Raw genomic sequence first — 14133 nt, 5'->3', positions numbered from 1 at the left:
AGGAGCATAAAGCGGATGCACCTAATGTTGCAAATCTAGGTGCATGGTTTTAAGTCTCCTCTATTTATAATCACGAGATGAATTGAGACTTAAATGACCTTAGCTCTGGCGGTAGCTCCTTATTTACGAGGTTAATAGCTTTGCGATGTTCTAATCCAATGGATCTAACTACGTCCCCGAAATGTTGGTTAAACAATAGCTCGAAATCACCACTGAGTTTGTAGTCTTGCAGTTTGTCCTCAAGTAATTGAGCCAGTTGAGCCTTGTCTGGGTGGACATAGAAGACCAGAGGAAGAGGGTAGTAAAGCATAATACTTTTTTCTATGACTAACCCATCCAGGGAATAGGTATGTTCTTGGTATATGCTTTCAACTTCATTGGCTCCGAGTGACACATAATCACATTTTTTATCTGAGAGAAGTTTCAGAATCTCTGGTAACGTTCCTTGCTCTAGTACTCGATATCCATTTGCTCTAAACAGCTCAGCATCAGCCCATGTCGCAGGAATTCCAGCGATAAGTGATTTCAGTTTATTGCTGTTGATATTATGGAATGTGGGTTGATCTTGTTCCCTAATTATCAGGATACGGTGTCCTAATAAGCCTTTACAAATTGGAGAGTTGAGTTTGATTGCAGGCTTATCAGCAAATTTACGGTTTCCCGCCACCGTGACGAGTACATCATAATTCTTGCGGAATATATTTCCTTCATCCTCAGCTCTTGGAAAGTCTGTATTATCGCTGTGAACGACAATAGGTTCGTTCGGATCCCAATTCAACAAGCTATGAATTAGCTCCAACTCATAGTGCTGTCTTTTACCTGATTTATTGCCATTCCAAAAGTTAAACATAGTTGTCCTAAGGGGGAACTTACATTTTATGACTGGTATGCTGACATAGGTTTAGCGGTCAAGAAAGCGCTTTCTTTTGTTTTTGAGAGAATCATACATAGATACAGTCTATGTATGTTGAGAATCGCGACGGAAAGGCTATTTTAAAGAAAGCACATAAGTTCATTGATGGGTTAGAGGTTCGACGATTAGGAAAGACCATGTGGGCACTATTAGTGAATTTTAACTTATTGTTTTTAAATTGTTTTTCGTGTTAGTGAACAATTAATGTGACGAATGGCACTGTTGTGTATTTCTATTCTCAATCTATTCTAAATTTGTGATCTATGGTTCGTTTCACCGAAATGTAAGTTGAAGAATCATTCTATCGGCTTATTATCCACCTAAAGAAAGCGGTTTCTTGATGCGAGTTGCCGATAGTGAATACGAAAACACCCCCTTTTTTTAAAGTTAAAAGAAAGCGCTTTCTTTCTGGTTATTATCATTAAAAGGACAACGTGATGCACAAAAAGACATTGATTGCTTCGCTCGCCATTGGAGCTTTATTCGGAGCCTCTGTACAAGCAGATGAAGTTAAGCAGGGTGGCACACTAACGGTGCCAATTATCAATACTGGCTTTGTTGAAAACTTTAACCCTTATACAACTAAAGACTTGCTGCATGGGGTAATGTTTGAGCCATTGGTCGTATTCAACAACATGACAGGTGATGTTGATTATCGCCTGGCTGAGTCGGTTGAGTATTCAACTGACCTGAAAACATTGACGCTTAAGTTACGAGAGAATTTGAAGTGGTCTGATGGTTCAAAGTTAACTGCAGACGACGTTGTTTTTAGCTTTATGTTGACTAAAGAGGCACCAGCTTTTGACCAGAAAGGTATTTGGTCTTCAGGTAATTTAAAAGAAATCAAATCTATTGACGCGCGAACCGTCGTGTTTGAGCTGACGGAAGCGGATTCTACATTTGCTTGGAACTTAGAGCGTTACCATATTGTACCAAAGCATATTTGGTCGAAAGTTGAAGAGCTGACAACGTTTACCAACCTTAACCCGGTAGGTAGTGGCCCAATGACGACGGTTAAATACATTAAACCGCAACAGATGGAGCTGTGCCGAAACCCAAATTACTATTTAGAAAATAGACCTTATTTAGATTGCATCAACTTCCGTTCTTACAATGACAACTCTCAGATCCAACCTGCCTTAATCAAAGGTGAGATCGATTGGGGTTCAAATTTTATTGCTGACGTTGAGTCAACATTTGTCGATATGGATAAAGAAAATAACCATTTTTGGTATCCAGCGAATGATGCTATCCACCTTTACGTAAATACCAAAGAAGCGCCATTTGATGACCTAAGAGTACGACAAGCACTTTCTATGGCTCTTGATCGTGAAACCATCGTTGATATTGCTGCTTACGGTTATCCGACCGCAAACTTCAATGCTGGTGGCATCGGTGAGCTATACGAAACGCACATTGATAAAAATGTATCTAAGAAATATGGTTATCTAACTAAGTACGATGTTGAAAGAGCAAACGCTTTACTAGATGAAGCGGGCTTAGTTGACAAAAACGGTGATGGATTCCGCGACAAAGCAAACGGGGAAACGGTTGAGTTTGATATCGAGGTTGTAAACGGTTGGACCGACTGGATCCAAGTGGTTCAGATGGTATCTGAATACTTTGAAGAAGTGGGTGTGAAAGCAAACGTTAAGACTGTGGATTGGGCGGTATATGACAGCAATTTGAAAGAAAGCAAATATACCATGTCAATTAACTGGTCAATGGTCGCGACAAATCCAATCTTGGCGTACCAAGAGTACTTCTCAACGTCTCGAATCGGAAAAACTTGGCATGCTGGTCACGGTGTTAATTCACCAGAAATCGACGCATTGATCGACAGCTTCGGCAAAATTGGTGATGCAGAGCAGCAAGAGAAAGTGTTGAGTGAACTTCAGGAATTTACGGCTGAAAACCTTCCCTTTATCCCTCTATTTTCTAACCCAACTTGGTTCCAATACAGTACTAAACATATTGTTGGTTGGCCAAGTGAAAAAGACCCATACGTACAGCCAGTATGGTACGACGGTGGTAAGAGAGTAATAATTCTCAACAATCTACACCTTAAGTAAGTTATTTTTGAGAGGGCTACAGCTTAGGTTGTAGCCCCTAGGTTAAAAGATTTTTATGTCGTTTTTAATTCGCCGATTTGGCTTCTATTTTACCGCTTTCTTAATCGCTATCTCGTTTAATTTCATGTTGCCTCGCCTAATGCCAGGAGATCCTGTTGATGCTCTTTTCGCTGCAGCTCAAGGTCGAATGGATCCTGCTCAAATGGATGCTGTTCGTGAAATGTACGGTTTTGTTGATGGCAATGTTTTCGAACAATACTTCGCGTATATGAAAAGCGTATTCACTCTTGATCTGGGACCTTCAGTGCTTATGTTTCCTGTAAGTGTTTCAGATGTCCTTGCTATGGCACTGCCGTGGACTATGTTCCTAGCGCTTGGTTCGCTGATTGTTGCTCTTATCATTGGTGTCAGTATTGGTACGTATGCATCGTATCGACGTGAAGGGCTATTTGGACAAATTGTTCCGCCAGTTTTGGCATTTATTAGTAACTTCCCGTACATCGTGACCGCGTTACTGTTGTTCTATTTCTTCGGTTTAAAACTCGAACTATTACCTTTGGCATACACCTATGACCCATCGCTAGAGCCAGGTTTTACATGGGAGTTTATTTCTAGTGTGGCTAAACACGCTGTGTTGCCTATGGGCTCTATGGTCCTGGTTGGGATCGCAACATGGGTCTTCAATATGCGTAATGCGATGATCAATGTGTTGGGTGAAGATTACGTAACGATGGCTGAGGCCAAAGGCTTGAGTAGTTATCGTGTTATGTCTCGCTATGCTGGTCGAAATGCCATCCTTCCTGTTGCGACCGCTATTGCAATGGCAATCGGATTCTCATTCGCAGGCTCAATCATGACCGAAGTGGTTTTTAACTACCAAGGCTTGGGGAACATCCTTCTTAAAGGCATAGTTGCTCGTGATTACCCACTTATCCAAGCCATTCTTCTTATCTTGGTGACAGCGGTACTGACCGCTAACTTTATTGCCGACCTTCTATATGTCTGGCTTGACCCTAGAATCTCGAACTGAGGCGCATGATGGATAATTTAATGGATACTCAAAAAACCGCTAACCAGCCGAATATGCCAGTACGTGAGCCAAAATGGTCGTGGAAAAACGTAAAGAAAACTCTCGGTAAAGCTTACGCATTTTTCTACGGTAACCCTCCAGCCATTGTAGGTACTTTTTTACTTACGATTGTCTTAGCTGGGGCGTTATTTGCGCCTGTATTATCGACTCATAATCCAGAAAAGCGCGTAGCACGTCCACATATTGCACCAAGTTCTGAGCATATTATGGGCACTACTCGTAGCGGGCGTGATGTATATAGCCAGGTTCTATTTGGAGCAAGAAAGTCGCTTACTGTTGCGATCTCTGCGGGCGTAATCGCGATGACAATAGCAGTGCTCGTCGGGGTTTCATCTGGTTACTTTGGTGGAAAAGTCGATGAACGCTTGAACTTCGTTACTAACGTATTTCTTGTGTTTCCACAGTTGCCCTTGCTGATTGTTCTCGCCGCATTCTTAGGGCAGGTCGGTTCGCTGGTTATTACCGTGTTGTTAGGAATAACCTCCTGGCCTTGGGGAGCTAGGGTGATTCGTGCACAGACCATGGCAATTAGAAGCAAAGAATTCATCATTTCTGCAGAAGTTATGGGTGAATCAAAAATCCGCATTATTTTAGTAGAGATCTTACCAAACTTAGTTTCGATTGTTTTTGGCGGCTTCCTAGGCACGGTTATCTACGCAATGGGCTCTGAAGCTGGTCTAGGTATTTTAGGTTTAGGTGATGCAACAGAAGTGAGTTGGGGCTCTATGCTGTATTGGGCACAGACCTCTTCATCGTTATATACCGGAGCATGGTGGGAAATGCTGGTTCCTGCATTGGCGTTAGCGATTACTGGTGGTGGACTCGCATTGATTAACATGTCAATTGACCAAGTGAGCAACCCTAAATTACGTACGGGCCCACACATCAAACTGTGGCACAAACTTAAAAAAGAAGCAGATAAACGCCGAGGCCTATAATGAGCAATCTATTAGAAATTAATAACCTGTGTGTTGATTACGTTTCTCCTAATGGCGTAGCAAGAGCCGTTAATGACGTTAGTATTTCCATTGCGCCCGGTGAAACGCTCGGTATTGCCGGTGAGTCTGGTTGCGGTAAAAGTACATTGGCTTTTGCTATATCACGCCTACACAAAGCACCAGCGCTTATCTCTGAGGGTGAAATACTCTACAAAGGGCAGGATGTTTTAAAGATGAATAACAAGCAGTTACGTGACTTCCGTTGGAATGACGTTTCTATTGTTTTTCAAAGCGCAATGAACTCACTTAACCCTGTCATTACCATCGGTGAGCAGCTAACGGACGTTATTCTAGCGCACAGAAAAATACCTTATAAACAGGCTCACGATCGTGCGGTCGAGCTGTTAGGAACGGTTGGGATTCATGGCGACAGAATGTCGAGCTTTCCCCATCAACTGAGTGGAGGTATGCGTCAGCGAGTTGTTATTGCGATTGCTTTGGCGCTGGAACCTAAACTGATCATCATGGACGAGCCAACAACGGCACTTGATGTAGTGGTTGAACGTGAAATCTTGAATGAACTGTATGAGCTTAAGAGTAAGTTTGGCTTCTCTATTCTGTTTATTAGTCACGACTTAAGCCTCATGGGCGAAATTGCTGATCGAATTGGCGTGATGTATGCGGGTAACCTTATTGAATTAGGTGATGCGAAAACGGTATTTAGTGAACCTAAGCATCCTTATACAAAAGGGCTTATCTCTTCATTCCCGACTATTCATGGGCCAAAAGAACGTCTCTACGGGATCCCTGGGAATCCTGTCAACCTTTTGGATACACCTCAAGGATGTAACTTCCAAGAGCGATGTGGCGAATGCATTTCAATGTGCATTAAAAGTGAGCCTCGTTTGGGCGCTATTGCGACTGGGCATCACGTATCTTGTCACCTAGTTTGAGCGAAAGATTATGAATACTTTAAAGAACGTTGATAAAAGCGAAGTTATCTTATCAGTTAAGAATTTGGTAAAAGATTTCCCACTTGGCCAGTCAGTCAAAAGCAATATGATGCGAGCCGTAAATGATGTTTCATTTGATCTACGTAAAGGAGAAGCATTAGCGATTGTTGGCGAATCTGGCTCAGGGAAAAGCACAGGAGCTCGAATTCTTACCCGAATTTACGATAAGACGGCTGGAGATATCGAATTCAAAGGTGAGCCTCTGTCTGACTATATTGAAAAATATGGTGAGCTTGAATATGCACGCCAGGTGCAAATGATTTTTCAAGACCCGTTTGGCTCGTTGAATCCTGTACACACGATTTACCACCATATTGCGCGACCATTACTTATCCATAAACGAGCAGAAAAAGAAGCGATTCCGAACCTCGTTTATGAATTGCTTGAAATGGTTGGGCTTACACCAGTTAAAGAGACAGCAGAGAAGTACCCGCATGAATTAAGTGGTGGACAACGACAGCGTGTCGCAATTGCACGTGCAATTGCTGTTAGCCCGGAAGTTATCCTAGCTGATGAACCCATTTCTATGCTTGATGTGTCTGTGCGATTAGGAATCCTAAACCTAATGGCTGACTTGAAAGATAAGCATGGTATTTCGTTCATGTACATCACTCATGACATTGCGACAGCGCGTTATTTTGCTGAGAAAACGGCGGTGATGTATGTAGGACATATGGTCGAATGGGGCAATAGCGACAACGTCACTCAGAACCCGCAGCATCCGTATTCTCAGCTGTTGTTGTCAGCAGTGCCAGAAGTCGGTAAATCGGGCAAGCGTGACATGAACGTGAAAAAAGGCGATATCCCTTCTTGGAAACCAAGTAGCGTGGGCTGCCCGTTCGCAAGCCGTTGTCTGAAAGCCGATAAACTTTGCACGCAATCAATACCAGAACCGACTCAAATTGCAGAAGAGCATTTTGCTCGTTGCCATCATTTGTAAACTTTAAATCCTTTTTTGAAACGCAAAAGAAAGCGCTTTCAAAGTTTAAGTGTAAGAATTTTTTGGAATTTTGATATGAAACAAGACTACAACTCAACACCAGAGGTCGATGGCAAGTTCGTTGATTTAGATGGTGAGCGTTACTACCAAATCTCTAATGTTGACCAAATGACGCCATTCTTTATTAGCGTTGTATCGTCGAGCGATCACTGGTTATTTATTTCATCAACAGGCAGCCTTTCAGCTGGACGCATTCGTCCGGAAAATGCGCTTTTTCCTTACAAGTCTGTTGACCATATTCATGAAAATGCGGAAAACACCGGCTCAAAATCCATCTTCCGTATTGAACATGGCGACAAGGTTGTACTTTGGGAACCGTTTAATACATTCCATGATGGTATTTTTGATGTTGAACGCAATCTTTATAAAAATACGATTGGAGACAAGATTGTATTTGAAGAGATAAACCATACTTTGCAACTACAGTTCCAATACAGCTGGAATACGAGTGAAAAATACGGCTTTATTCGTCGTTCAAAACTGACCAACCTCGCGAGCTTTGAGCGTAAAGTCGAAGCACTAGATGGCTTACAAAATATACTTCCTTCAGGCGCTCCGTTATCAGCTCTTCAAACAAGAAGTGCATTAGTTGATGCGTACAAGTGGAATGAACAAGTTGATGGTAGTTCATTAGCTCTGTTCAGCATGTACGCGAAATTGAGCGATAGAGCCGACCCTGCTGAATCTTTGCTAGCGACGACAGTCTTCAGCTTAGAAACGGAAAGCAGCCAAATTTTATTGACGAGTGCTCAAGTTAATGCGTTCAGAAAGGGTCGAGCGGTTAAAAGTGAACCTTTAACGAAAGGGGTTAGAGGGAGCTATTTAGTTCATAAGTCTCTGACGCTGCGAGCACATCAAACCAAAGTTTGGTCGATTGTCGCTGATATAGACAAGACTCATTCCGATATCTGTCAGCTTCAATCTGAGCTCTCTGTTCCTGCTAACCTAGCACTAGCTTTAGAAAAGAGCGTTGCAGATAATCAAGATGAATTGATCACATTAATGTCTGGCGCGGATGCGTGGCAAATAACAGCTGAAGAAAATACCAGCGTTCACCATTATGCCAATGTGTTGTTCAATAACATGCGTGGTGGCGTGTTTGAAAACGGCTATATGTTAGAAAAGGCTGACGTAGTTAAAACTATGGAAAAGGCCAACTCTCAGGTAGCTGGCCGCCATCAAGACTTTTTTGATCAGTTAGGGGATGTTTTCAGCCATTCTGAATTAGTTTCGCGCGCTAAAGCGACAGGGGATTCTCAATTAGTTCGATTGAGCTACGAGTATCTACCGCTTACTTTTGGACGTCGTCATGGTGACCCTAGTCGCCCTTGGAACCACTATGAGATTAAGCTCAAAGATGAAAATGGCGAACGCTTACTTTCTTATCAAGGCAACTGGCGTGATATTTTCCAAAACTGGGAAGCGATGGCTCTTAGTTATCCAGGGTTCATCAAATCATTCATCTCTAAGTTTGTTAATGCTTCAACAGTGGATGGTTACAATCCGTATCGAATTACTAAAGATGGTGTAGATTGGGAGCTGTTAGAGGCGGATGATCCTTGGAGTAACATTGGTTACTGGGGCGATCATCAAATCATTTATCTATTAAAATTCCTTGAGTTGGCAGACAAATTTGAGCAAAGCGATCTTATCGAATTACTAGAGAGTGACATTTTTAGTTATGCCAACGTGCCTTACGAGCTTTGTGGAGTTCAAGGCCTCTTTGATAACCCTAAAGATACCGTAGAGTTCAACCAAGACTTGCAGGAATTGACAGAGCAACGTGTAAAGAGCTTAGGCAGTGACGGTCGCTTGTTGATGACGGGTGACCAAGAAGTTTATATGGTCAACTTAATGGAGAAGATACTCGTCCCTTTGTTGGCGAAATTGAGTAACTTAGTGCTTGATGGTGGTATTTGGCTCAATACACAACGTCCAGAATGGAATGATGCAAACAACGCTATCGTTGGCAATGGCCTCTCAATGGTAACCTTGTACTACATGCGTCGCTATGTTGCCTTTATGCAGCGCCTGTTAGAGAAGTCACCATCGTCATACAGTATTTCCAAAGAAGTGTTTGAGTGGATGTCTTCTGTTACACAGATCGTTTCAGAGGCAAATACAGAGATTCGTCAAGATACGGTCACTCGTCAAACTCGTAAAGCAATGCTGACTAAGCTGGCTAAATCCGCTGCTAATTATCGTGAGCGCGTGTACCGAGTAAATGGATTCTCAGGGAAAACGAAAGTTGAGAAAGAAGCGATTGTTCAATTGATGGGCGCGAGCTTAAAAGTCCTAGATTCTACGATTGCAAACAACTTGCGTGAAGACGGTTTGTACAATGCGTATAACATCTTGAGTTGTTCTGGTGAGAGCTTAATGGTTGAAGAGCTTTACCCGATGCTAGAAGGGCAAGTTGCAGTATTGAGCTCGGGTCTATTATCACCTAAACAAGCGGTTGAGTTGTTGGATAAATTGTTTGCCAGTGACATGTATCGTGCTGATCAAAATAGCTTCATGCTTTACCCTGACCGTGAGCTGGCTTCTTTTATGGACAAAAACTGTTTAGACGCTAAAGACATTGACCAGAGCAAATTGTTAAGCATGATGGTTGTTGCCAAAGATAACCGATTAGTAAACCAAGACAGCAAAGGTTCTTACCACTTCAATTCAAGCTTTGAAAACAAAGGTTTCCTTCAGGCTGCGATTGATGAAATTAAAGCCGATTACCCGTCAATTAGTGATGATGAATTTTGTCATGTATCTAGTTTGTATGAGCGTGTATTCAACCATAAAGCCTTTACTGGGCGTTCGGGAACCATGTTTGGTTATGAAGGTTTAGGTTGTATCTATTGGCATATGGTTTCTAAGTTGCTGCTAGCTGTGCAAGAAAACTATCAGCATGCTTGGAGTATGGACTCTAATAGCCAGGAAACTCTTAAATTAGCGGATTACTATTACAAAGTGAGAGCTGGTATTGGTTTCAACAAAACGCCGGAAAACTACGGTGCGTTTCCGACGGATCCGTATTCTCATACGCCAAAGCACTCTGGAGCACAGCAGCCAGGGATGACAGGGCAAGTTAAGGAAGAAGTGATTACTCGTTTTGGAGAGCTAGGTCTAGAGGTCGTTGATGGCACAATTGTAATTAACCCTTCACTTCTTAGTCCTAAAGAGTTCTTACAAAAAGCGGCGACTTTTGACTGCCAAAATATTGAAGGACAAATGCAGAGCTTTATTGTTCAGGCTGGGCAACTGGCTTTTACTTACTGTCAGGTACCGTTTATTTACCAACTCAATGATGAGCCAACACAGGGTATTGAAGTTCAGTTTAAAGACGGAACAAGTGAGGCATTTGCATCGTTAACGCTAAACCATGAAATGGCTTCACAGCTCTTTTCTCGTAGTGGTCTTATTGAGAAAGTCGTTGTCGTGTTGTCAAAGCACCAGTTACTCTAATTCTAATTTAAAGTGAAATAAAAAGGCTCTAAGTGAATACTTAGAGCCTTTCTTTTAAGTGTAAAAAATGGGGTGCTTGATATACAAAAATCAAAGCTTAGCCACGGACTCTCTTACAATCAATGTCGGGGTTAGTTTGTGCTTCAATGGGTAGTCGCGTTTATTAATTAACGATAAAACACCTTTTGCAGCTTCTTCTCCCATCTCATGAACTGGAAAGTCGACCGTCGATAAGCGAGGACGAATATGCTGGCTATGAGTATCGTTATCGAAGCCTACGACTGAAAGGTCTCGCCCAATAATGAGGTTTCGCTCTGCTGCTACGTCATATACAGCAAGCGCGATATTGTCATTTTGACAGAAAATCGCGGTGATCTCAGGGTCTCGGTCTAACAAGCGTCGCGCAGCTTCGTGGTTGCCTTGATGATCAAAGCGTCCCTCTACAAACAGCCCTGCGTCGTATTCGATACCGAACTCTAACAAGGCATTTCGATACCCTTGAAAGCGATCTCTACTATCAACTTTACTCAACTGGCCTGTGATACAAGCGACTTTTTTATGGCCGTTCTCAAGTAAGTGCTTCGTTGCAAGGTAGCCACCAAGCTCATTATCAATGTAAATACAGCGATCAGAAATCTCAGGAATAAAACGGTTGAGAACAATCATTGTTTCACTGTCTTTCGCTATTTTGATCAGTTCGTCATCACTGAGCTTGTCTGAGTGAACAATGAGGCCATCCACAAGTTTAGATTGCAAAAACTGGATAGAATCGAGCTCTTTGGTTCGTGATTCCTGGCCACTTGTAACGATTAAGTGAATATTATTTTGGCGAACGGTATCTTCGGCTGTATGCATTAATGGTCCATAGAAAGGCCCATCAAGCGAACCAACTAGCATGCCAATGCTATTTGAACGACTGGAGGCTAGAGCTTGTGCAAACGCATTAGGCTTGTAGCCCAGTTGCTCAATAGCTTTGAATACTTTTTCGCGATTGGCTTCCTTTACCGTAGGGTGACCATTTAATGCTCGTGAGACAGTTGATTGAGAAACTTGAGCAAGTTCAGATACTTCTTTAATGGTGATCAATGGTAGTGGCCTTATCTCTACAAGGAGTGAACTAAGCTATATTACCTTCGTGATCAATAAGAGCCTAGCAATCCAATGATTAATATTTAAAAACTCTGAACTGCTTAACGCTAAATTTGAAGGTTAAGCATACAAAGTAAGGTCACGAATATTTCCATATACTCGTTCAAATATCAAGCAAGCGCTTTCTTTGCGTTGTGATAAAAGTGAATCTGTTTTTCTGAGCTTCGTTGTAAGCTAGAAAAAATAGAAGCCTGAGAATAAAAGGGATTCTAGGGTGTTATGCAGATAATCAGGTCAAAAAATTCTTGAGAATCTACACAAACCACAACGAATTTTAGCAAAATGTGAAATCCAACAAGAAAGCGCTTTCTTAAGGTGAGCGTTGTCTCTTTTTTGAACTATGCACTTTTATATACTCATTTTGAAACAGTCGTGCATGGCATATTGGGTCCATGCTCGCGGACTTATTCATTTATCGACTTTCTGTTATGGGCTCCGATATTACGTGTCGCCTGCTTAGAAAGTCGTGATACAAGGAGTTGTAATGCAAGATCTAACCAATCAGGTAAAGATATTAACGTCTTTTATTTCTGCCGCTTTGATGTCTGGCTGCACGGCGATAGAGCTGCCGGTATCCGAAAGTGCTGACTTAGCTCAAACTGAAAAAGCGATTGTGCTATCCCATGCTCCAGTTACTTTAAGTTCAGACTGGCAATTGGTGTGGGAAGACCAGTTTGAAGGCGAGCAAATAAATAAACGTAATTGGTCATTAGAAGTGAACTGTTGGGGAGGAGGGAACAATGAACAACAGTGCTACACGGATGATCCTAATAACGCATTTGTTAAAGATGGCTTTTTACACATTGTCGCGCTGAAGCAAAGTCATACTGGGCCTGACAATGCCGAAGGTACGATTGGCGGAGCAACTAAAACACTCCCTTATACTTCTGCGAGGCTAAGTACAAGAGACAAGCGTGACACCAAATATGGCCGTTATGAAATCAGAGCAAAGTTACCCGGTGGACAAGGTTCATGGCCCGCGATTTGGATGCTGCCAACCGACAATAAATATGGTACATGGGCTGCTTCTGGCGAAATCGATATTATGGAAGCGGTTAACCTAAACACACTTTCAGATGCGGCGGGAGCGAAAAATGATGCTCTAGAGAGCCGGGTCTACGGGACGTTACATTACGGACGAAATTGGCCAGACAATGTTTATAAAGGGCAAGCCGCGACATTGCCAAATGGTGTGAACCCTACTGAGGGCTTCCATACATACGCGATTGAGTGGGAAGAAGGTGAAATTCGTTGGTATGTAGACAATATTCATTACGCGACTCAAACTCAAGAGGGCTGGTACAGCCAATATGAAGCGGAAGAAGGGAAACTCATTAATGCGAGTGGAGCAGCTCCGTTTGATGAAAAGTTTCATTTGTTATTGAACTTGGCCGTCGGTGGGGCGTGGTCAGCAAACGCAAATGATAAAGGCATCGACGAAGGTTTGTTTCCGAAAACAATGCTAGTTGATTCAGTAAAGGTTTACCGTTGTAAGGTTGATCGTTGGAAAGGAAAAGGGTGTGCAAGTCGTTCTGAACATGCAATACAAGTGATAGGGCACGAAGCTCCAGAGATCTTAGCAACCGATGATAGTTATGCTGATGGACCAACGTTGGAGATTTTTACCGAAACTCTTAACGCAAGCTTGGCTTATGCAAGTTATGACCCATTGGATATTGTTGACTATCAAGAAGTGACCGAACCAGATCGTGGAACAGTGCTACAAGTGAATAAGAATCAAGGATCAGGAAATATCTATTTTCGTTCTCCTGTAACAGATGTGACACATTGGCAAGAAACGGGTGAACTGGTCTTTGATTTGAAAGTTGAGAGCATGGCCGACGGGGTTGAACTATTGGTTAAGGTGGACAGTGGCTGGCCGAAAACAAGTGACTATACCGTGCCGCTATCAGCAATCAATGAATGGAAGACGGTACGTATTCCAATCGCTGACATTTTAAAGAGAGACAACCGTTTTGCTGGTGGGAATCAAGCTGATCCAACAACGATCACTAACCTTTTAGTGTTTGAGCCTCAAGGAGAAATGAGTTTTAAATTAGACAATATTCGATTTGAAAAGTAAGCTTTTTAACAAAAGGGTTTGAATAAAATTCTGAATATAAAGGGAACATACGATGTATGTTCCCTTTTTTATTTCGACGAGCATTCCAGGAAGATAATCGACGATGTATTCCGAAACAGGTTCTGAGTGATTGAACGGAGTAATTCGTCCTTAATATGTGAACAGTGATATTTTACTTGGTTCCATGATTGTTCAAACAAAATACTTAACATCTCTATTTTTGTGACTTATGCATAAGAAAGCGCTTTCTTTGGTGGGGTTGATCACGGTTTATATTCACAAGATCCATTTATACTCTTTCCATACCAACTGAGCGGTTAAAGCCAATAAGGTTAAGAGTGCATAGTGAATGTGGGCTTAGATTTGATCTTCTTTAAATCTGTTCGATTGGTTTTTTTAAGAAAAATAAAGAAAGC

The 14133-nt window shown here is 42.2% G+C and carries 9 protein-coding genes; 7 read left to right on the top strand and 2 right to left on the bottom strand.

All coding sequences use genetic code 11. The annotated features are described in order from the left end of the window. Positions 1 to 70: 70 nt before the first annotated feature. Positions 71 to 850 carry an ABC transporter substrate-binding protein gene (locus CWO27_RS01930; RefSeq protein ID WP_107898491.1) on the bottom strand — a complete coding sequence of 260 codons (780 nt, stop codon included), beginning with the start codon at positions 848 to 850 and terminating at the stop codon, positions 71 to 73. A 500-nt stretch (positions 851 to 1350) separates the two neighbouring features. Between CWO27_RS01930 and CWO27_RS01925 the strand changes: the two genes are divergently transcribed. The 6 genes from CWO27_RS01925 to CWO27_RS01900 all read left to right on the top strand — a co-directional run bounded on the left by CWO27_RS01925 (position 1351) and on the right by CWO27_RS01900 (position 10485). Further along, positions 1351 to 2985 carry an ABC transporter substrate-binding protein gene (locus tag CWO27_RS01925; protein ID WP_017071752.1) on the top strand — a complete coding sequence of 545 codons (1635 nt, stop codon included), beginning with the start codon at positions 1351 to 1353 and terminating at the stop codon, positions 2983 to 2985. A gap of 55 nt (positions 2986 to 3040) precedes the next feature. Next, positions 3041 to 4015, top strand: a complete 975-nt coding sequence (locus tag CWO27_RS01920; RefSeq protein WP_017071753.1) for an ABC transporter permease — start codon at positions 3041 to 3043, stop codon at positions 4013 to 4015. Positions 4016 to 4035: 20 nt separating this feature from the next. Then, a complete protein-coding gene (locus tag CWO27_RS01915) occupies positions 4036 to 5013 on the top strand; it encodes an ABC transporter permease (protein WP_371957688.1) in 978 nt (325 codons plus the stop codon). Further along, complete coding sequence (locus CWO27_RS01910) at positions 5013 to 5966, top strand: ABC transporter ATP-binding protein (protein ID WP_048659634.1); 954 nt, start codon at positions 5013 to 5015, stop codon at positions 5964 to 5966. Before CWO27_RS01915 ends, CWO27_RS01910 begins: the two co-directional genes overlap by 1 nt. Before the next feature lie 10 nt (positions 5967 to 5976). Then, positions 5977 to 6966, top strand: coding sequence for an ABC transporter ATP-binding protein (locus CWO27_RS01905; RefSeq protein ID WP_061018419.1), 990 nt, complete (start codon positions 5977 to 5979; stop codon positions 6964 to 6966). A 75-nt stretch (positions 6967 to 7041) separates the two neighbouring features. Continuing rightward, positions 7042 to 10485, top strand: a complete 3444-nt coding sequence (locus CWO27_RS01900) for a hypothetical protein (protein ID WP_055319761.1) — start codon at positions 7042 to 7044, stop codon at positions 10483 to 10485. Positions 10486 to 10575: 90 nt separating this feature from the next. Here the strand turns inward: CWO27_RS01900 and CWO27_RS01895 are convergent, their stop codons facing one another. After that, a complete protein-coding gene (locus CWO27_RS01895; protein WP_019821076.1) occupies positions 10576 to 11571 on the bottom strand; it encodes a LacI family DNA-binding transcriptional regulator in 996 nt (331 codons plus the stop codon). Positions 11572 to 12118: 547 nt separating this feature from the next. On the opposite strand from CWO27_RS01895, the gene CWO27_RS01890 reads away from it, so the two are divergent. Next, positions 12119 to 13717, top strand: coding sequence for a glycoside hydrolase family 16 protein (locus tag CWO27_RS01890; protein ID WP_107898490.1), 1599 nt, complete (start codon positions 12119 to 12121; stop codon positions 13715 to 13717). Positions 13718 to 14133: the final 416 nt, after the last annotated feature.

It is taken from the genome of Vibrio sp. 10N.286.51.C3 (assembly GCF_003050065.1).
Taxonomy (GTDB): domain Bacteria; phylum Pseudomonadota; class Gammaproteobacteria; order Enterobacterales; family Vibrionaceae; genus Vibrio; species Vibrio crassostreae.
This window is presented reverse-complemented; position numbering and strand designations above follow the sequence as displayed.

Excerpts from the sequence above, each read along its gene's own strand:
- CWO27_RS01920 (WP_017071753.1), top strand. The coding sequence starts at position 3,041 with ATGTCGTTTTTAATTCGCCGATTTGGCTTCTATTTTACCGCTTTCTTA.
- CWO27_RS01900 (WP_055319761.1), top strand. The coding sequence starts at position 7,042 with ATGAAACAAGACTACAACTCAACACCAGAGGTCGATGGCAAGTTCGTT.
- CWO27_RS01905 (WP_061018419.1), top strand. The coding sequence starts at position 5,977 with ATGAATACTTTAAAGAACGTTGATAAAAGCGAAGTTATCTTATCAGTT.
- CWO27_RS01890 (WP_107898490.1), top strand. The coding sequence starts at position 12,119 with ATGCAAGATCTAACCAATCAGGTAAAGATATTAACGTCTTTTATTTCT.
- CWO27_RS01915 (WP_371957688.1), top strand. The coding sequence starts at position 4,036 with ATGGATACTCAAAAAACCGCTAACCAGCCGAATATGCCAGTACGTGAG.
- CWO27_RS01930 (WP_107898491.1), bottom strand. The coding sequence starts at position 850 with ATGTTTAACTTTTGGAATGGCAATAAATCAGGTAAAAGACAGCACTAT.
- CWO27_RS01925 (WP_017071752.1), top strand. The coding sequence starts at position 1,351 with ATGCACAAAAAGACATTGATTGCTTCGCTCGCCATTGGAGCTTTATTC.
- CWO27_RS01910 (WP_048659634.1), top strand. The coding sequence starts at position 5,013 with ATGAGCAATCTATTAGAAATTAATAACCTGTGTGTTGATTACGTTTCT.